Annotated in this window: 16 protein-coding genes and 2 pseudogenes; 10 read left to right on the forward strand and 8 right to left on the reverse strand. The window is 61.3% G+C overall.

Annotated elements, in window-relative coordinates:
• Window positions 1-17: 17 nt before the first annotated feature.
• Entirely contained in the window at window positions 18-386 is a 369-nt protein-coding gene (locus tag DLD99_RS03990) for a glyoxalase superfamily protein (RefSeq protein ID WP_114881352.1), read from the forward strand.
• Here DLD99_RS03990 and gliR read toward each other — a convergent pair.
• Window positions 383-1411: an AraC family transcriptional regulator GliR gene (gliR, locus tag DLD99_RS03995; protein WP_114881353.1), complete on the reverse strand. Its 1029-nt coding sequence runs from the start codon at window positions 1409-1411 to the stop codon at window positions 383-385. The two genes, DLD99_RS03990 and gliR, sit on opposite strands and share 4 nt — an antisense overlap.
• 211 nt (window positions 1412-1622) lie before the next feature.
• Between gliR and DLD99_RS04000 the strand changes: the two genes are divergently transcribed.
• The 7 genes from DLD99_RS04000 (at window position 1623) to DLD99_RS04030 (ending at window position 11904) form a co-directional block, all read left to right on the forward strand.
• Complete coding sequence (locus DLD99_RS04000) at window positions 1623-3218, forward strand: FAD-binding oxidoreductase (RefSeq protein WP_114881354.1); 1596 nt, start codon at window positions 1623-1625, stop codon at window positions 3216-3218.
• A 5-nt stretch (window positions 3219-3223) separates the two neighbouring features.
• The gene (locus DLD99_RS04005; RefSeq protein WP_114881355.1) at window positions 3224-4819 is read left to right on the forward strand and encodes a glycerol-3-phosphate dehydrogenase/oxidase; all 1596 of its coding nucleotides are present in this window, start codon (window positions 3224-3226) and stop codon (window positions 4817-4819) included.
• Window positions 4820-4839: 20 nt separating this feature from the next.
• A complete protein-coding gene (locus DLD99_RS04010) occupies window positions 4840-6408 on the forward strand; it encodes an FGGY-family carbohydrate kinase (protein WP_114886577.1) in 1569 nt (522 codons plus the stop codon).
• A 116-nt stretch (window positions 6409-6524) separates the two neighbouring features.
• Entirely contained in the window at window positions 6525-7811 is a 1287-nt protein-coding gene (locus tag DLD99_RS04015; RefSeq protein ID WP_114881356.1) for a phospholipase C/P1 nuclease family protein, read from the forward strand.
• A gap of 45 nt (window positions 7812-7856) precedes the next feature.
• Window positions 7857-9815 carry a DUF1302 domain-containing protein gene (locus DLD99_RS04020; protein ID WP_114881357.1) on the forward strand — a complete coding sequence of 653 codons (1959 nt, stop codon included), beginning with the start codon at window positions 7857-7859 and terminating at the stop codon, window positions 9813-9815.
• Window positions 9816-9847: 32 nt separating this feature from the next.
• Window positions 9848-11221 carry a DUF1329 domain-containing protein gene (locus DLD99_RS04025; RefSeq protein ID WP_114881358.1) on the forward strand — a complete coding sequence of 458 codons (1374 nt, stop codon included), beginning with the start codon at window positions 9848-9850 and terminating at the stop codon, window positions 11219-11221.
• Between the two features lie 488 nt (window positions 11222-11709).
• Entirely contained in the window at window positions 11710-11904 is a 195-nt protein-coding gene (locus DLD99_RS04030) for a FitA-like ribbon-helix-helix domain-containing protein (RefSeq protein WP_114886581.1), read from the forward strand.
• A 104-nt stretch (window positions 11905-12008) separates the two neighbouring features.
• Here DLD99_RS04030 and DLD99_RS04035 read toward each other — a convergent pair whose 3' ends face one another.
• From DLD99_RS04035 to DLD99_RS29595, 3 genes and pseudogenes are all read right to left on the reverse strand, one after another.
• Window positions 12009-12392, reverse strand: a complete 384-nt coding sequence (locus tag DLD99_RS04035) for a DUF6124 family protein (RefSeq protein WP_114881359.1) — start codon at window positions 12390-12392, stop codon at window positions 12009-12011.
• A 466-nt stretch (window positions 12393-12858) separates the two neighbouring features.
• Window positions 12859-13722: a methyl-accepting chemotaxis protein gene (locus tag DLD99_RS29590; RefSeq protein ID WP_371321019.1), complete on the reverse strand. Its 864-nt coding sequence runs from the start codon at window positions 13720-13722 to the stop codon at window positions 12859-12861.
• Between the two features lie 42 nt (window positions 13723-13764).
• Window positions 13765-14778: pseudogene (locus DLD99_RS29595) on the reverse strand (methyl-accepting chemotaxis protein); the annotation flags it as partial.
• 254 nt (window positions 14779-15032) lie between these two features.
• Between DLD99_RS29595 and pmrG the strand changes: the two are divergent.
• Together pmrG and DLD99_RS04050 are read left to right on the forward strand one after the other, a co-directional pair.
• The gene (pmrG, locus tag DLD99_RS04045; protein WP_114881361.1) at window positions 15033-15704 is read left to right on the forward strand and encodes a lipopolysaccharide core heptose(II)-phosphate phosphatase PmrG; all 672 of its coding nucleotides are present in this window, start codon (window positions 15033-15035) and stop codon (window positions 15702-15704) included.
• On the forward strand, window positions 15701-16522 hold the full coding sequence (locus DLD99_RS04050; RefSeq protein WP_114881362.1) for a phosphatase PAP2 family protein: 822 nt from the start codon (window positions 15701-15703) through the stop codon (window positions 16520-16522). Before pmrG ends, DLD99_RS04050 begins: the two co-directional genes overlap by 4 nt.
• A 64-nt stretch (window positions 16523-16586) precedes the next feature.
• On the opposite strand, the gene DLD99_RS04055 is transcribed toward DLD99_RS04050, so the two are convergent.
• The 4 genes and pseudogenes from DLD99_RS04055 to DLD99_RS29340 form a co-directional block, all read right to left on the reverse strand.
• Entirely contained in the window at window positions 16587-18023 is a 1437-nt protein-coding gene (locus DLD99_RS04055) for an ArnT family glycosyltransferase (RefSeq protein ID WP_114881363.1), read from the reverse strand.
• A gap of 69 nt (window positions 18024-18092) precedes the next feature.
• Window positions 18093-18680 (reverse strand): ribosomal protein S5-alanine N-acetyltransferase, encoded by a 588-nt coding sequence (rimJ, locus tag DLD99_RS04060; protein ID WP_114881364.1) that lies wholly within the window; start codon window positions 18678-18680, stop codon window positions 18093-18095.
• A 236-nt stretch (window positions 18681-18916) separates the two neighbouring features.
• Window positions 18917-19282, reverse strand: a complete 366-nt coding sequence (locus tag DLD99_RS04065; protein WP_114881365.1) for a DUF6124 family protein — start codon at window positions 19280-19282, stop codon at window positions 18917-18919.
• Between the two features lie 141 nt (window positions 19283-19423).
• Window positions 19424-19800: pseudogene (locus DLD99_RS29340) on the reverse strand (hydrolase).
• Window positions 19801-20027: the final 227 nt, after the last annotated feature.

Here is a 20027-nt window from a genome sequence, read left to right on the forward strand (position 1 = left end):
CAGTCAGGGAGCACCCCATGAGCTTCGGCAAAACCACCCCGATCCTGCGGATTTTCGATGAAGCCAAGGCCTTGGAGTTCTATGTCGACTTCCTCGGTTTCAAGATCGATTGGCAGCATCGTTTCGAACCCGGTTTCCCGTTGTATCTGCAAGTCTCCCGGGGTGAATGTGTGCTGCACCTGTCCGAGCATCATGGCGATGCAACACCGGGTTCGGCCCTGCGGATCGAGACCGATGAGCTGGAGGCCTTCCAGCAGCAGTTGATCGCCAAGAACTACAAGTTCTCGCACCCGGGCATTCAGGCAATGCCGTGGGGCAGCCAGGACATGACCATCGCCGACCCGTTCGGCAATCGCCTGGTATTCACCAACGCGATCAGCCTCTAACTGTCGTTCGATACCCGGTGAGTCTGCCGAAACTCACCGGGCGGCATGCCGCGCCGGCTCTTGAACGTGCGGTGAAACGAGCGCGGTTCGGTGAAGCCCAGATACTGCGCAATGTCCTGAATCGGCAAGGTGCTGTTGAGCAGGTAATGCTCGGCCAGCTCCTGGCGCAAGTCATCGAGAATCTGTTGATACGAGGTGCCGGCCTGATGCAACTGGCGTTGCAGCGTGCGCACGGACACCGCGAGATGCTCGGCCACTTGTTCCTTGCGCGGCAGACCTTCCTTGAGCAACTGGCGCAGGATGCTTTTGACCCGCTGCTCCAGCGACGCATCCTCCAGCGTCGCCATCAGGCTCTGCGCGTGCTCTTCCAGCGTGCGCAGCAAATGCGCATCGGCCTGACGCAGCGGTAACTGCAAATACGGTAACGGCACGATCAGCGCGGAATACGGCTGATCGAACAGCACCGGGCATTCGAAAAACTGTTCGTACTGTTCCAGCGTCGTGTCCGCCGGGCGTGAGTGCTCCAGCCACACGGCGGCCGGCGACAATTGGGTGTCGGCGATCCAGCGTGCGTATTGCAGCCAGGAGCCGAGCACGTTTTCCACCAGATGCCGGCGAATCCGCGGGCGTTCGAAGCGGCAGCTCCAGATCAGGTGCACGTGGCTGTCGTGCATCTCGGCGCGGCTGACGCCCATGTCGCCCACCAGTTTCTCGAACGGCATGATGCGGCTCATGGCGTCGCCCAGTGTTGCGCAGTTCATGGTGATGTAGCCCAGCACGCTCCAGGAATTGGGCAGCACGAAATTCGCCGCGTTGAGACCGAACAGCGGGTCGCCCGAGTGTTCGCAAAAGTAGTCGAGCAACCGTTCATGGGTTTCCCCCGGCAGGCGCAGGCTGTTGTCGCTCAACTGCTGCGCCTGCAACCCCGCCGCCGCCAACGCAGGCTCGATGGCCAGTCCCAGATGTTCGGCATGACGCAGGTACTTGAGCAGTGGCGGAACGGAGGTGAAGCCGAGCGATTGCATGACCGTATTCCCTTGATCGAGGCCGCCACGGGCGGATGAGCGCCCTGAAAGGTAATTTGAATCCACGACTAAAGTAAATGGCTGACGCTTGCGCGACGTTTGACTCAATTGGCTACTCGAACTGGCCGGATGCGACCGTGACACTTTCGGCCGGCTGACTAGTATGAGGGCCTGAAATCTCACTGATCAGACTGCACAGAAGGACACACGCATGCGACGCTGGAACGGCTGGGGAGATGCAACCACGGTGGTCGAACTGCCGGCCCGGGGCGCAAGTTTTCTCCATGAGCGACTGGGGGAGGGACGCGCGCTGCCCGACGCGACGCTTGAAGCAGCGTTGGCCCGGGTGCCGGTCTCTCGGCTGGCGGAACACGCCTTGTACAGCATCGATGCCCATGACCGTCTGCTGCATGCCCGGGGCCAGAGCCTGCCGGACTGGCTGGCGTTGCGTGAAGGCGCGCTGGGTAACTATCCCGACGCCGTGGCATTCCCGGAAACCGCCGAACACATTCGCCAGTTGCTGGCGCTCGCCCAGGCGCAGGATCTGTGCCTGATTCCCTACGGCGGCGGCACGTCGGTGGCCGGGCACATCAACCCGCCGGACTCTGCGCGGCCGGTGGTGACGGTGTCCCTGGCGCGGATGAATCGTCTGCTCGACCTCGACGAACAAAGCCTGCTGGCGACTTTCGGCCCCGGTGCCAGTGGTCCGCAGGTGGAAAGCCAATTGCGCGCCCGAGGCTACACGCTGGGGCACTTCCCACAGTCGTGGGAGCTGTCGACGCTGGGCGGTTGGGTGGCCAGCCGTTCCAGCGGCCAGCAGTCGTTGCGTTATGGGCGGATCGAGCAACTGTTCGCCGGCGGAACCCTGGAAACCTTTGCCGGGCCGCTACAGATTCCAACCTTCCCGGCCTCGGCGGCGGGTCCTGACTTGCGCGAAGTGGTACTGGGTTGCGAGGGGCGTTTCGGGATCATTTCCGAGGTCAAGGTGCGGGTCAGTGCGTTGCCGGCCGATGAGCGTTTCTACGGCGTGTTTCTGCCCAGCTGGAGCAAGGCGCTGCAAGCCATTCAGCAACTGGCCCAGGCGCGGGTGCCGCTGTCGATGCTGCGCTTGTCCAACGCGGTGGAAACCGAAACCCAACTTGCACTGGCCGGCCATCCGCAACAAATCGCCTGGCTGGAAAAATACCTGAGCCTGCGCGGCGCCGGGCAAGGCAAATGCCTGCTGACTTTCGGCGTGACCGGCAATCGTAAGCAGAATGCGTTGTCCCTGAGCCAGGCCCGTCAGCATCTGAAGGCCTTCGGCGGGGTGTTCACCGGCACGCTGCTCGGCAAAAAGTGGGCGCAAAACCGCTTTCGCTTTCCGTATCTGCGGGAGAACCTGTGGAACGCCGGTTATATGGTCGACACCCTGGAAACCGCCACCGACTGGAGCAACGTCGACAACCTGCTCAATCTCATCGAAAACAGCCTACGGGATGCCTTGGCGGCGGAAGGAGAGCGCGTGCACGTGTTCACCCATCTGTCCCACGTCTACGGCGAAGGTTCGAGCATCTACACCACTTACGTGTTTCGCCCGGCGGCGGACTATCCCGCGACGCTGACCCGCTGGAAGGCCCTCAAACACGCGGCCAGCCAGACCATCGTCGACAACCACGGCACCATCAGCCACCAGCACGGCGTGGGCAAGGATCACGCGCCGTACCTGCCGCGCGAAAAGGGCGCGCTGGCGATGGACACCCTGCAGGCGCTGAGCCGGCACTTCGACCCGGCCGGGCGCCTGAACCCCGGCACGCTGTTGCAGGAGTGACCGCCATGAGCGCGGACTGGAACGCCGAATGGCGCGAGCAAGTCCTGCCGACGTTGGCGGGTGAAACCTGGGATCTGATCGTCATCGGCGGCGGTATCAGCGGCGCCGGCATCCTGCGCGAAGCCGCACGCCGTGGCTGGCGTTGCCTGTTGCTGGAGCAGCGTGATTTTGCCTGGGGCACGTCCAGTCGATCCTCGAAAATGGTCCATGGCGGTTTGCGCTATATCGCCAAGGGCCAGTGGCGGCTGACCCGGGATTCGGTGCGCGAACGCCAGCGCCTGCTCGACGAAGCGCCGGGGCTGGTGGAGCCGATGAGTTTCATGATGCCGCACTATCGCGGCGGCTTCCCCGGGCCTCGGGTGCTGGGTGGTTTGTTGTCGGTCTATGACGCATTGGCCGGGCGCCGGGATCATCGTTTCCATGATGCGCAGCAACTGCGTTATCTGGCGCCGGGCGTGAAAGAAAACGACCTGCTGGGCGGCACCTGTTTTGTCGATGCGCTGACCGATGACGCACGGCTGGTGATGCGCGTGTTGAGCGAAGCGCGGGCTGATGGCGCGGTGGTGCTCAACGGCATGCGCGTCGAACATCTGTTGCGGGAAAACGGGCGGGTAAGCGGAGTTCAGGTCGAGGATTGCGAGGCCGGTGCATCGCTGCAACTGCGTTGTGGTGTGCTGGCGGTGGCTACCGGGGCCTGGGCCGAACGCTTGCGTCCACCCGAGGCGCCGCGCCAGTTGCGTCCGTTGCGCGGCAGTCATTTGCTGCTGCCGGGCTGGCGCTTGCCAGTGGCGCAGGCCTTTACGTTCATGCACGAGCAGGACCGGCGGCCGGTGTTCGTTTTCCCGTGGGAAGGCGCCACGGTGGTGGGCACCACAGACCTCGATCATCGCGAGAATCTGGACCAGAGCGCGAGCATCAGCGGTGAAGAACTGGACTATCTGCTGGCCGCCTGCCGACAGCAGTTTCCCGGCGCTGAAGTGACAGCCGCCGACGTACTTTCGACCTGGTCCGGCGTGCGCCCGGTGGTGGGCAGTGCGGCGGGTGAGCATCAGGACAAACCGTCGAACGAAACCCGTGAACATGTGCTGTGGCAGGAGCCGGGTTGCGTCACGTTGGCCGGCGGCAAACTCACGACGTTCCGTCCGCAAGCCATCGAGGTGCTCAAGGCCTGCGCCGACATGCTCGGCCGTTCTTTTGATGACGATGCCGCGCCGGTATTTGCCACCGTGCCGCCACTGACAATTCCGAGCCTTAGTCCTGGCCAGTGGCGGCGTCTGGCCGGACGGCATGGCCGGGACCTGCCGAGGCTGGCGCAATTGCTCGCCGAACTGGGCCATGAAACGGTCGGCGCCACCGACACCTTGTGGGCCGAACTGGCCTTTGCCTGCGAAGCGGAAATGGTCCTGCACCTGGATGACCTGCTGCTGCGCCGCACCCGTCTCGGCCTGTTGCTGCCCCATGGCGGCGCGGATTATTTCCCGGCCATTCGCCGACTCTGCCAGCCACGACTTGGCTGGGACGACGAACACTGGCAACAGGAACAGCAACGCTATCAGGCGTTATGGCAACGCCATCACGGCCTGCCGGAAATCGCGCAGTGATGCCCCTCGAAGAGAGCTCCATGGACAACCACCCGAACAAGCGTTACCTGCTGGCCATCGACAATGGCACCCAGAGCGTGCGCGCGCTGCTCTTCGATTTGCAGGGCAATCTGCTCGGCAAGGGCAAGGTTGAATTGCAGGCCTATTACTCGACGCAACCGGGCTGGGCCGAACAGGATCCGGAATATTACTGGGCGAAACTGGGCGAGGCCTGCCAGCAGGTGTGGGCGCAAACCGGTATCGATCGTTCGCAGATTGCCGGGGTTTCTCTCACGACCCAGCGCGGCACGGTGATCAATGTCGATGCTCAGGGCAAGCCGTTGCGCCCGGCGATTCTCTGGCTCGATCAGCGCCAGAGCCAAGTCGAAGGCGGGATCAAGGGGCCGTGGGGCTGGCTGTTCAAACTGGCCGGCGCGCAGGCCACGGTGGATTACTTTCGCGCCCAGGCCGAGGCCAACTGGATCGCTCGCCATCAGCCTGATGTGTGGGCGGCGACCGACAAATTTCTGCTGCTCTCCGGGTTTCTCACGCATCGCCTGTGCGGGCGCTTCGTCGACTCTGTGGGCTGTTGCGTCGGATATCTGCCGTTCGACTTCAAACGTCTGCGCTGGGCCGCAACCCGTGACTGGAAATGGCAGGCGCTGGCGGTGCGTCCCGAGCAACTGCCGACCTTGCACAAACCCGGTGAAACCCTCGGCCACATAACCGCCGAAGCGAGTCTTCACACCGGCATTCCCGAAGGCGTGCCATTGATCGCGGCGGGGGCGGACAAGGCCTGTGAAGTGCTCGGTTCCGGTGTCGTCGATTCGGGTACGGTGTGCCTGTCTTACGGCACCACCGCGACCATCACCAGCACCCGTTCGCGCTATCTGGAAATCGTCCCGCTGATTCCGCCGTACCCGTCGGCGGTGCCGGATCAGTACAACTGCGAGGTGATGATTTATCGCGGCTACTGGATGGTCAGCTGGTTCAAGAACGAGTTCGGCCTGCGGGAAATGCAGCAGGCCAAAGAGCAGGGCATCGAGCCCGAGCAACTGTTCGATGCGCTGGTCGAGGCGGTGCCGCCGGGCTCGATGGGATTGATGCTGCAGCCGTACTGGTCACCGGGCATTCGCGAACCGGGTGTCGAAGCCAAAGGCGCGATGATCGGCTTCGGCGACGTGCACACCCGCGCGCATATCTACCGGGCAATCCTCGAAGGCCTGGCGTATGCCTTGCGCCAGGGCATGGAGAAAATCGAGAAGCGCTCGAAGATCTCCGTCACCCGTTTACGAGTGGCTGGCGGTGGCTCGCAAAGTGATGCGGCGATGCAACTGACGGCGAACATTTTCGGCCTGCCGGCGGAGCGTCCGCACGTCTATGAAGCGTCCGGTCTGGGGGCGGCGATTTGTTGTGCGGTGGGGCTGGGGTTGCACGCGGATTTCCCTTCGGCGATAGCGGCGATGACCCGGGTCGGCGCGGTGTTCCTGCCGCAACCCGAGGCGCAAAAGATCTATGAGCGCCTGTACAGGGACGTCTATCTGCGCATGTACCGACAGCTCAAGCCGTTGTACCAGAGCATTCGCAAGATCACTGGTTACCCGGCCTGAGGGAACAGCGCACGTGGCGCTATCGGAGAACTTTTCTGGTGAGATCGGACAGTGTCAGGGGCGGGGTCGGTTGTTAGGCTCGATCCCCACGGCACACATAACAAGAACCAGAAGCAATGAAGCTGATCTCCCTCCTGCTGCTTTGCGCAATGGCCCCCACGGCGTGGGGCTGGTCGAACCATACGGTGGGCAGCTACCTGGCGTTGCAGGATCTGCCGGCGTTGCGCGATGCGTCGCCCGTTGAAGTCGAACCGCTGGAACAGTTTCTCTCACAACAATACCCGGCCATCGTCGCGTTGCTCGATGAGCAGGAACGCTTCGCCCGTGAACACTTCAAGCAATACCCGCCGCGCCCTGACAACCTCAGGTTGCCCGCCGCGCCGAGCGACAATCTGCGCCACGACTTCCTCACTGCACTGCGGATCAATCCGCTGATCCATCTGGCGATGGTCATCCAGCCGTTGCCGGGCAAGGACCTGCCCGAGCGCGAGCATCTGCAAGCCGATCAGGTGATGGTCGAACAGACGCTTTCGCCGTGGAATCGCCAGCGGTTCATTCGCGTGGCCGATCACGAAAAAGTCGCGCCCCTGGCCGTGTTGGCCAGCGCCGCCGATGAGCCGGACTACGGTCATGACATCAATCTGTTCAGCGACAACCCCGGTGAAGTCGCCGCGTTGTACGGCTTCGGTCCGCAGCCGTTTGGCGATGCACGCTTCCAGTACAGCTCCCAGGCACCGTTTCACATGGGCTTCTTCCATGAGAGCCCGGTGGTGTATGCGGCTGCCGGATTTCTCGAACGCAGCTGGCCGGACTGGCGCGCGTATCAATACATGGGGCTGGCGCGACTGGCGTTTGCCACGGGGCATTCCTACTGGGGTTATCGCTTTCTCGGCTGGGGCCTGCACCACGTTCAGGACCTGACCCAGCCGTATCACGCCAAGCCGTTGCCCGGCGTCGAACTGCCGAGCCTTCTGCTGCTGGAGGGCAAGGCGCTGGCCGGTTTTGCGGAAGACAAACAGGCGTCCATCGAACGGGTCGCGACCCGCCACATGGAAGTCGAGAAATACCAGTCGACCTGGCTGCGGCGCGTGCTGCGCGCCGGTCAGCCGCATCCGATGCTCGATGCTTACGCCAATCCCGCCGGGGACGCGCATTACCCGCCGTACTCCGTGGACTATTTGCGCGAAGTGGTGAGTGCCGAGTCGGTCGATGACTCCGCCGCCTTCGACGAAGCCATCGGCCAGTGGCTGGAAACGGCGCCGGTCACTAGCGACTTCAGTGCCGGCAATCAGTTGCAGCAAGAGAATTTCGACCATCCGGAGCTCAACCGGCAACTGCTCAAACTGCTCGGCCATTTCGGCGCCCATAGCCGGATTTATGTCAGCGCGGGACTGGCGCCTTGAGCATCGCGGCAACACACAACAATAAGAACAGGGAAGGAGGAACAGATGATCAACACTCGATTGCGCCTGTCTGGCGTAGCGCTCCCCGGTGTCGGTTTGGCAGGGCTGCTGCAACTCTGCGCAGTCGATGCGGTGCAGGCCGCCGAGTTCAGCGTGCTGGACAATCAGGTCACCGGCTCACTCGACACGACTCTGTCCTATGGCCGCTTGTGGCGGGTTCAGGGCCGGGACAAGAACAACGATGACGTCAACACCAACGACGGCAATCGCAATTTCGACACCGGGCTGGTTTCCGAGGTGTACAAGATCACTTCGGAGCTGGAGGCCAACTACCAGAACTACGGGATGTTCCTGCGCGGCACGGCGTTCTACGACACCCAGTTGATGGACAAGCGCAACGACTACTACCACAACAACAGCCCGTCGCAGCCGAGCCAGAGTTATCCCCAGGACGACCGTTTCACCAGCCAGACCCGCGACATCGCCGGCAGCCGGATCGAGATGCTTGACGCCTACGTTCACGGCAGTTGGGACGTTGCGCAAATGCCGGTGACGGCGCGGGTAGGGCGTCAGGTGTTCAACTGGGGCGAGGGGATTTTCTATCGCGGCGGGATCAACACCACCAACCCGGTGGACGCCGCCAAGTACCGCTTGCCCGGTGCCGAGGTCAAGGAAGTGCTGATGCCGGTGGAGGCGGTCAGCTTCAACATCGGCCTGACCGACAGCCTGACGATGGAGAGCTTCTACCAGACCAACTGGAAGGAAACCCGCATCGACCCGGTCGGCACCTTCTACTCGCAGACCGATCTGTTCGCCGACGGCGGCAACACCGCTTACAACAACTTCAGCGGCACTGCCCTCGATACACCGGTGCCGGGGTTCGGCAATGTCATCGGCCTGTACAGCGCACTGGGCAACAACCCGATGCTGGGCCCGGCGTTGAAATCCACCGGCCTCTACGCCAACGGCGTGACCCCGGCCTACGGCAACACCCTGAAAGTGGCGTCCATCGGCAAGGACTACAACGCACGCAACGACGGCCAGTTCGGCTTTGCCTTTCGCTACATCGCCGAAGAACTCAACAGCACCGAGTTCGGCCTGTACATGGTCAACTACCACGCCAAGGAACCGACCATTGCCGCCGACCTCGGTGGCTACAAGGGCATCGACATGAATGCCCTGACCAACATGCTTTCCAGTGTCGCCGGCAGTCAGGCCGGGGCCCTGGCCAACGGGCTGGCGACTGCCGATGTGATGGGCAACATCCAGGCTCATCGGCGGTATGCCGAAGACATCCGCATGTACGGTTTCAGCTTCAACACCACGCTGGGCAATGCCTCGGTATTCGGTGAGCTGGCCTATCGACCGAACCTGCCCATCGGCATCGCGGCCACCAACGATTTGATCGGCGATCTGGCCAACGGCGCTGCGGCGGCGGTGTCCGGCAAGGCCATCAACGTCGGCGGGCAAATGGTCACCCTCGACAGCCAGATCAACAACGCCGAGCGCGTCGAAGCGTTCAACACGTCGTTGGGCAGCATCTACAACTTCGGCCCGACGCTGTCGTTCGACTCGATGTTCGGCATCTTCGAACTGGCCTCCGAGCACCTGCGCGGCAGCAGCCTGCAATACACCGCCTACGACGGCAGCACCCGTTACTACGCCGGCACCGGCAACACTTCGTACGTGTCCGGCGGCGATCGCGACGATCAGGTCAACCGCAATTCCTACAGCTACACGGTGATGTTCAACGGCACCTGGAACGATGTCTACGCCGGGATCAACGTCTCGCCTTACGTCGTCTACAAGGACGACTTCAAGGGCAACAGCTACCAGGCCGGCAACGCCATCGACGGGCGCAAGGCGTACACGCTGGGGGTCAAGGCCAACTACCAGAACAAGCTCGAAGCCGAACTGCAGTACACCGAGTTCTGGGGCGGCGGGCAGAACAACGGCATTCGCGACCGCGACAACGTCGGGTTCAACCTCAAGTATTTCTTGTGAGTCCACAGGTTTTTTGAATTCGGAGAACGAACATGTTTCCTGCATCACGACTGACCAAGACCACACTGGCGTTGCTCTTGAGCCTAACCGCCGCAAGCGCACTGGCGGCCATCTCGCCCCAGCAGGCCGAACAACTGAAGACCTCGCTGACCCCCATGGGCGCCGAGCGCGCTGGCAACGCTGCCGGCACCATCCCGGCCTGGACCGGCGGCATCACCCAGGCGCCGACCGGCTACAAACCTGGCCAGCATCACCCCGATCCGTACGCGGCGGACAAACCGCTGTTCACCATCACCAAGGCCAATCTCGACCAGTACAAGGCTCATCTCAGCCCCGGTCAGATCGCCCTGTTCAGCAGCTACCCCGACACCTTCCAGATGCTGGTCTATCCCTCGCGCCGGTCCGGCTCGGCGCCGCAATGGCTGTATGACAACACTCTGAAAAATGCGACCTCGGCCAAACTGCTGGAGGGCGGCAGCGGGTTCGCCGATGCCTATGGCGGCGTGCCGTTTCCGGTGCCCAAGGATGGCGTCGAAGTGTTGTGGAACCACATCACCCGCTATCGCGGCATCTACGTGGTCCGTCGCGCTTCCGAAGCGCCGGTGCAGCGCAACGGCAGCTTCGCGCTGGTGACCTCGCAGCAGGAAGGCTTCTTCAACTACTACCGCCCGGGCGGCCAGTTCGCCGACCTGAAAAACATCCTGTTCTACTACCTCGCCTTCGTGAAAAGCCCGGCGCGTCTGGCCGGTGGTGCCGCACTGGTTCACGAAACGCTGGACCAGCTCAAGGACCCGCGCCAGGCCTGGATCTATGACGCCGGCCAACGCCGCGTCCGCCGTGCGCCGAACCTCGCCTACGACACGCCGATCGCTTCCTCCGATGGCCTGCGCACCGCCGACGACACCGACCTGTTCAACGGCTCGCCCGACCGCTTCGACTGGAAGCTCAAGGGCAAGCAGGAAATCTACATCCCCTACAACAACTACAAAGTCGGCAGCCCCGACGTGAAATACGCCCAACTGCTCACCCCCGGCCACCTCAACCCGCAATACACCCGCTACGAGCTGCACCGCGTCTGGGTGGTGGAAGGCACACTCAAGCCGGGCGCGCGGCATGTCTATTCCAAGCGAGTGCTGTTCCTCGACGAAGACAGCTGGGGTGCCGCACTGGTGGACCAGTACGACGGGCGAGGGGAGTTGTGGCGCGTGTCGATGGCCTACCTGAAAAACTTCTACGACCTGCCGACCACCTGGAGCGCACTCGACGTCTTCCACGACTTGCAGGCCCGGCGGTACTACGTGCAGAACCTGGATAACGAAGAGGCCTCCACCGTCGACTTCTCGCAACCGGTGCCGGAGGATTCGTATTTCATGCCGTCGGCGTTGCGGCAGCGGGGGACTCGGTAAACGACGGGAATCAGCTCCCTTTCTCCCTCACCCTTTCGAGAGTGGGCGGGGTGAGGGAGTAGCTCTTGGGGGAACCAGCGCATCGATGATTCAGTCATCAATTCACTGCGCAATAAAGTGTGACGAAGTAGCTGCTGAACCCAGAACAGCATCCGAGATAGATTTCGCCCTCGAACAAGATTGAAGGCGAAAGCATGCAGCGCAATATGTCCGATTCAACGGAACCCAATGCCTCCAGAGCTGATATCGCACAGATGGTTGGTGAGCTCGGCGATCAGGTAACAGATTTTCAAAAACTGTTATCTGCCTGTCATGACTCGATAAAGAGCGATGCTGACTTGCAAGGGCGAATGGCGCTGATTGATGAGCTCTACTCGCATGCTGACAGTGAAGATCACGCAGCGGCACGATTTGCGGAGTTGGTGGCTGATCGTGTGTATGAGTACGAAGCTGAAACCGTTTTGATTCCTTATCCCCTTCCGTCGGAGATGACAGAGCAACTACGTATCGCTGCCGCCCAAAACGGCCATTCCATGGAAGATGAAGCGCGGCAGATTCTGGAGAACGCGTTGGCTACGGTTGACCGAGCTGGCGGGTTAGGTACTCGGATACGCAATCGATTCGGCGCCATGGGTGGCGTCGAGCTCGATCTGCCATCACGTTCAGAAAATCTCAGCGGCTGATAAACGTTCACAAAAAGCCCGCCGCCACACTAAAACCAGTGTGGCGGCGGGCTTTTTACAGGGTGTAAAAAATGGCGAGTGCACCGCACTCGCCACATCACGTATCAATCAGTCGGCACCACTTTGTCCAGCGCACGGTTAACGGCCATTTCGGCGATCATCACGATCTGGGCGATGCCTTGCAGAGTCTTGCGGTGGCTGCCCTCGACCAGTGCCACATGATTGTTGAGCATGACGGTGGCGGAGCCGAGGGATTCGCTGGCGTCCACCAGCAGGGATTCGGTGTCGGCTTCGGGGTGAGCCTGATAGAGGGTGTTGGGTTTGTAGGGCGCGGCCATGATGTGGGCGCTGAGTGGGCCCAGGTGATAATCGAGGGCGCGTTCGGCGGCTTCGTTGAAGCGTTTCGAGCCGGGGCATTCGTAGGGGGATGTTGGATCCGGGAGGGTTGTGGGTTCGGTGAGCGGTGGGTTTGGCGTTACCTTGAACATAGATGCTTACCTCTGATGAGGCTGCGCCCATTTCGCCGCTGAGCAAAAGGGAGGCAGCTGTGCGCAAGTTAGCGGCCCGGTAAGCATCACAACCCGGCGCATCCGAAGATGCCATGCGCACAGCCACCATCAAGTGCAGGCGAATGCCTGACTGGATCGGACGTGTACAACCGTGAACGCATGCCGAACCGCTAAGTTCGATCACTGGAAATCAGTGACGCAATCAAATTACGCAGCCAGCCCAAGGCGCACAAGCCGGCGGATTCTGGCGTAGCCGTAGGCAACGGCGCAAGGTTTTGTGGGCTTTGGGACGTATCACGGCGTGTCCTTAAACATCGCTGACCAACCGTGTGTAATAGCGATTCAGAACCCGTCATCCAATTCCTGAAGATGGCCATTTCAGGACAAAAAAGAAGGGCAGCTTTTCAGCTGCCCTTCTTTGTACATCGGCTTTCGTGTGCAGTTCTTACACGCGGAAATGACTCACCATCTGCTGCAACTGACCACCCAACCGAGCCAGTTCAACACTCGACTTGGCCGTCTCATCACTCGCCGCTGCCGTCTGCTCCGACACGTCGCGGACGTTGATGATGCTGCGGCTGATTTCTTCGGCCACGGCGCTTTGCTGTTCGGCGGCTGCGGCGATCTGCTGGTTCATCGACTGGATGTTCGACACCGTGCGGGTGATGTTTTCCAGGGAGTCACCGGCCTTGCGGGTCAGGGCGACGCTGCTGTCGGTCAGGGCGCGGCTGTTGTTCATCACGGCGGACACCTGTTGCGTGCCGTTTTGCAGACCGGCCACCAGGCCTTCGATTTCTTCGGTGGATTTCTGCGTGCGCTGGGCCAGGCCACGGACTTCGTCGGCGACCACGGCAAAACCGCGACCGGCTTCACCGGCACGGGCGGCTTCGATGGCGGCGTTGAGGGCCAGCAGGTTGGTCTGTTCGGCCACGGCCTTGATCACGTCCATGACGCTGCCGATCTTGTCGCTTTCCTGTTGCAGCACGCTCATGGCTTCGGTGGATCGCACCACTTCGCTGGCCAGACGCTCGATCTGGGCGATGGCTTCGTTCACCACTTTGTCGCCTTCGCGGGCTTCGCCATCAGCGGCGGCCGCGGCTTGCGAGGCTTCTTCGGCGTTGCGCGCGACTTCCTGCACGGTGGCAGTCATCTCGTGCATGGCGGTGGCCACCTGATCGGTCTCGACCTTCTGGCTGTTCACGCCGGCGCTGGTCTGTTCGGTGACAGCCGACAACTCTTCAGCGGCGCTGGCGATCTGGGTCACGCCGTCGCGGATGCCGCTGATCAGGTCGCGCAGGGTCACGCCCATGCGCGCGATGCCTTGTTGCAGCACACCGAGTTCGTCGCGGCGGGTGACGATCACGTTGTGGCTCAGGTCGCCGCTGGCGATCCGCTCGACCACGGCCATGGTTTCCTGCAACGGACGGGTGATCTGGCGGGTGATGATGAACGCCGCGATGACGCCCACCAGCAACGCCAGCAGAGTGCTGATCAGTTGCAGGGTGCGGGCTTGAGCGCTTTCCATGTCACGACGATCGAGCTGGATCTGATACATCTGCTCGCTCAGGGTCACGATGGTGGCGCCCTGATCGGTCATTTCCTTGCGTGCCTGCACCGCTTCGCTGTTGGCGTTCTTGAACGCCTGCAAGGCACTGCGGTAGTTGGTCAGCGCTGTTTCCAGCTGACGCAGGGTGTCTTGCTGGGTGCTGGAGAAATGCACGCTCAGCTGTTTCAGGCTGGCGATGGCCACATCCAGTTGACCGACGGCTTTCTGCTCGGTGTCGGCATTGGCGGTGGCGGTGTAGCCGCGCACTTCATAGCGCGCCAGGATGAACGCTTCCTTGGCTTCGGTGATGGCCTGGAACTGTTCGAAACGTGTATCGCTCAGCGGCATTTGCTGCACGCGGTTGCTGATCGACTCGATCAGGTTGTACGCGGTCTCGGCATTGGCGGCCATGGTGTCGCGCGCGGTGTTGCCGGTGCGGTAGGCGTTGCGCATCTTGTTCAGGGACGTCTGGTACTCGGCGATGGTCGCCGCCTGCTCCTTGAGCAGCTTGACGTTCTCCGGGCTCTTGAACTTGCCGATCAGCGCTTGTTGCTGTGCAGCGAAACCGTCGAGGGTGGTCTGCACGTTCTGCGCGGCGGTTTCATCGCCGTTGGTCAGCATGTATTGCAGGCGCACCACGCGCAGCTTGGTCAGGCCGGCGTTCAGCTGGGTGATGTCGCTCATCCAGTTGCTGCGGTCAATCAGGCCGCCGAGGCTGGTCCAGCCGGTCAGGGCAAGGATGCAGGTCAGGGCCAGGACGAGACCGAAACCCAGCCCCAGTTTGAGGTTCACGCTGATGTTGCCGAACCAGCTATTCATCACAATTCCTCCAGAAAACGTTGTGCGTCTTGATCGTCGGTCAGGCTGGAAGATTGTTGTTTTTTTGAGCCAGCAAGGGTGTTAGCAGGACTGTATCGGCCGCAAATCCGAGAGCTGAAAGGATTTTGTCCGACGGAATTTGTAACAAGGGATCCCAAGACTTTTTTCACATGACTTTCACTGGCTGCCCACGGGGGCCTCTGTACCTTCGCCGGATCAAATGACAGTGCTGCGAACTGGCGAGGCGGATTTTTGTGGAATTGAGACTGAGTCTGTTCGGCGTCAAACGCTCGATCGACCTGAGCGGTTTGGCCCGTTTTCGGAACACCGGGGTTGTTCTGGCAACCTTGGCGCTGGTGGTGCCATTGACCCTGTGGCTGCTGGCCCCGGCGGCGGTGCCTGATCTGGCCCACGGCAATGTGGCCGGTGCACAGGCGTTGGCGGCCGGTTGGGCCAAGGGCGACATGATCGTGCTGGTGCGTCATGTCGAGCGCTGCGATCACTCCCCGGCGCCGTGCCTGAGCGGCAATGACGGCATCACCGACCGTTCGCGCAGTGTCGCGGTCGCCGTCGGCGCACAGTTCGAACACCTGGGCCTGAACCATGCCGACATCTACAACAGCCCGATGACCCGCACCGTGCAGACCGCCGGTTACATGTTCAACCACGCGACGACCGGCGAAGACTGGCTGATCAGCTGCAAGGGTCGCATGTTGCAGGATGCGCTCGCGCACAAGGTCCCGGGGCGCAACCTGATCCTGGTCACCCACAGCGAATGCATGGCGCAGCTGGAAAAAGACCTCAAGGTACCTAACTCGACCCTTGGTTATGGTTCCTCACTGTTCGTTTCCGCGGCCAACCCGGCGGCTCCGAAAATGCTCGGTTTCATCGAGGCCTCCGACTGGCGCACGGTGTCCACCCGATGAGTGCTCGCTTTTACGCTTACAACTTCGGTATCCCGCTGTTTTGTGCTGCTGTGGTGTTTCTGATGTTCGACATGACGAACATCGACATCGCCTTCAGTAATCTGCTGTTCGATCCCCTGACCAATACCTTCCCCCTCGACAAGATTCACTTCTTTGAAACGCTGACCCACAAGTGGGCGCGGATCATTCCGAACTGGACTGCTGAAATTGCCTTGGTCGGTGCGATGCTGTCGGTGGTCTGGCCGTTGGTCAATCCGCAGAAGCGCCCGGGCCTCGCCGGGTTTCTCGAGCGCTGCAAAGTGGCGCCTGTGCTGCGCTTTGCCGCTGACCATCGCCGGGATTTTCTGTTTGTGGTGGTGGCGTTCGCGGTGTGCACCGGGGTGATTCACTTCCTCAAGGCCCACACCAGCGTTTACTGCCCGATCGAGACGACGCTGTACGGCGGCAAGATGGCGCACATCGAGTGGTACAACAATTTTCAGCTGTTCCATGAAGCCGGTGACGGCCGTTGCTGGCCGGGCGGACACGCCTCCGGCGGGTTCACCATGCTGGCGCTGTATTTTGCCGCGCGGCGTTATCAGTGGCGCTTCTCCAGCGCCTTGTTGTGGGGCTCGCTGCTGCTCGGTTTCGTCTACGGCACCACACGCGTCCTGCAGGGCTGGCACTACATGTCCCACACGTTCTGGGCCGGTATCTTCGTCTGGCTGGCGTGTTTGCTGACGGCGCTGGCGTTTTATGGACGGGCGCGTCTGGAGTTGCCGGTGTTGAGCAAGCGTGAGCGACAGGTGTTCAGTGCACAGCCTGAGGCAACTCTCTGAAGCGTCGCGATTGAAATGAAAAACCCGCCATCACCGGCGGGTTTTTCGTTTGTGCATCGCTGTATCAATAGCCTACGAAGTAGTACGCCTGGCGCCCGACCATCATGGTCTTGAGGACTTTCAACGGGGCGGCGGGCTCGCTGTCCCCCGACATCACCGCGATGTTCGAAGGCGAGGCACTGAGGAAATCCTTCAGTTGCGCATCGGTATCCAGGCCCTTGAGGACGCTCTGGGTGTAGAACACGCTGGCGCCGCCGACCCGTTCGTTGGCCTGGAACAGCGCGACCTGATGTCCGCTGGCTTGCAGGCTCTGGATATGTTCGGTCAGTGGCAGGAACGACAATTCCTTGTCCGCCTTCGGCAGTGCCCATTGCGCGGCACCGAGGTAGCTGGCGATCACCACGGTCAGGATACCGGCCGCCAATGCCTGACGATGACGGGCGATCCATCCGACAAACCCGCTGTTACGGTCCTTCAACCTGTCGAACAGTACGCCTGCATATTCGGCCGCAATCACTGCCGCCGCTGGCGTCATCGACATCAGGTACACGGTGCGCTTGCTCGACGCCAGGGTCAGCATGACGAACTGCGCAACGATCCACAGGCTGAAAAACAGCAGGTAACGATTGGCCTTCAATTGTTTACGGAAATGCCACAGCCCCAGGTACACCAGAATGTTCCAGGGCAGGAACGCTTCAGGCAGTTTGGCGATGTAGTAGTAGAACGGCTCATAGTGCCCGGCTTCGACGAAGGAACCGCTGAAACGCCCGACGCTGTTGGTCAGCAAGACTTCTCTGACCGCCTGGGCGCCGCCGTGCTGATAGAGCACCGCGAGCCAGATCAGCAGCGGAATCAGCCCGAGCGCGGTCAACAAACCGGGCCGCAGCCACTCGGTCAGTTTGAAGCGCTTGTCCATCAGGTTGTCGGCCAGCAGGTAAGCGAAAATCACCACCCCCGGCATCGCCAGACCGAGCACGCCTTTGCTCAGGGTAGCGATGGCAATCCCGACGATAAACAGCAACGAATTACCCGGCGTCGAAGCGCGTTGCGCCTGGAAAAACGCCAGCAACGCCGTGGTCACGCCGAGTGCGAGCAACGCATCCTCGCCAACCCCGCGCACGTTGCTCCAGTAACTGGCCATGGTCGCCAGCAGAATCCCCGCCGTCCACGCGATCGCTTTCGGCCGTCCGAAGCGCCGCAGCATGCCGTACAGAATCATCACACTGAGCAGACCGGCCACCGCCGACGCCAGCCGCACCGCCCACGGCGAAACACCGAACACGCGCATCGCGCCGGCGTCCAGCCACAGACTCAGCGGTGGTTTTTCCAGAAACGGTTCACCGAACAGACGTGGCGTCACCCAGTCATCGTCCAGATGCATCTCCATGGCGATGCCGGCGACACGGGCCTCGGTGGAGCCTTGCAATTGATGGTTACCCAACGCGAAGAAAAACAGCAGGGCGGCAAGCAGGAACAGGGAAGTGACGGCACGCGACGACATAGGTTTCAGTTAACCGGAAGGGGCGAGAGGCGTGAGCATACTTCGTCAATGCTTAACAAATTGTGAAACTCACGCGAGTCGTCGCGACCAGCGCTGATCCGGCGCTTCAAACCCCGGGTTGACCAGAGCCGTCAGCACATGATCCTGCCAACGCCCGGCAATGTTCAGATACGCCTTGGCGTAGCCTTCTTTCTCGAACCCAAGGCGCTCAAGCAACCGCGCACTGCGTTCATTGCCGGGAATGTAATTGGCCATGATCCGGTGCAGATTCTGGGTCTCGAACATGTACGCGATGGCGGACTCCAGCGCCTCTTGCATCAAACCCTGACCCTGATGAGCTGCATCGATGTGATAACCCAGATAACACGCCTGGAACGCGCCACGAATGATCCCGCTGAAATTGCAGGCGCCGATCATTTGCTGGCCGTCGGGAGTCAGCAGCGCCATATGCACCGCCAACCCGGCATCGAAAGCGCTGGCCTGGACTTCGAGGCGTCGGCGGATCTGTTCGGTGGAGAAATAATCGGTGGTGCGGATCGGTGACCACGGGGCGAGATGGCGTTGGTTGCGTTGGTAGAAATCGCTTTCCAGAGACGCTTGGTCCGGGGAGAGCACCGCGAGCGTCAGGCGTTGGCAGGGGAGGGTCAACAGCGGCATTGGGGGCTCCGGGGATCGGGGTTGATCGCCAGAATTGCGCGGTGGGCGGGAAAACACAAACGCGTGGCCAAAACCCGGGCAAAAAAAAGCCCGCAGGAGAGCGGGCGAACCGTAGTTTCTTGAATGAGCGAGCGGACTTTACAGCTTTGGCGGAAGCGGAGCAGTGAAGAAAAATTCATCTCGCAGCACCTTCGTTCAAGACGCCAAGTCGCCTGATTTCGGCTCTTTCAAGAGGGTCAGTGGCAGATAACCGGCTTCGAATCGGCCGCCTGCTGCAGTGGGTCAAGTTTGCTCAGGGCGCTGCTGACCAGCATCTCCGCCAACCCCGCCAACTGATGCATCGCAACGATCCGCGCCCGTTGCACCTCATCCGGTCGATGGACGAGATCATGCGCCATCATATTGAGCGCCGCGAGATTCTGGCTGGCGTGGGTCAACAGCGTGACCAGATCGACGTCGGGACGCACGCTGAAGATCTGATCGACCGGAAGGAGCCGGGAATTGCGCCTGCGGGCAACGGTAATTGGCCGTTCGGAAGTCGAGATCGTCCTGGACTCGGCAACCGGGGAATTTTCGGATGGATCGGGGGTGTCTTTTTTCATGACCGGACTCCATGTGAGGGGTGATCCTTGCGCTTCGGCGGGGTAGTGCCGTTCACCTGTTTGTTGCGAGGGGTGGAGGGTAACCGGGTGGGGAAGGGGGGGGCTAGTTCATGGAAGTCGACGCGGGTTGAGGGAAATTTCCTAGGATGCTGGCAGTGAGGGTTGGAGCTCGCTCACCGTCAGCGCGTTCCCGAAGTGGTGCTCCCATAACTTCACGCCCAATTCACCCGAACGATCCACCCGAACGATCCAGCGAAGATCCCACGGTTAGATCGGTTAGCAACGTCGGCTGCAACCCGGCGTATAACCGTATTTGATAAAGATGTGGTCTGCGACGAACAGGCTGTCATCGTCCGACGCGGGGTCCCAGCCAAGCTGACGCTGCAGGGGGGCTTTCATCGTGACGTTCTACCTTGGCGACGCTTGGAAGCGCTCCGATAAGCGACCGAATGCCCTCAACCAGCCAGGGTGGCGGAGAAGCAGGGTTGTACGTCGATGATCAACAGCGCCAGGTGCATGAGCTCTCTGGATATGAATCCCCAGATGCGACAAGGCCCGCACTTGGCGGGCCTTGTCGTTGAGAGTTGGTGGGCCGGGGTAAGTTGAATTCCTCCAGCAACGCACTAAGTAAAAAAGTTATATTGGCTAATATTCTATTTGGGGTGCCAAATGGAATGATGCATCCATATTCTTACTCCTGTGATCGGGTTTGCGGTGAGTTGCTCCGTATTCGACGCCAGGCTTG

Origin of the sequence: Pseudomonas kribbensis, assembly GCF_003352185.1 — a bacterium.
GTDB lineage: Bacteria > Pseudomonadota > Gammaproteobacteria > Pseudomonadales > Pseudomonadaceae > Aquipseudomonas > Aquipseudomonas kribbensis.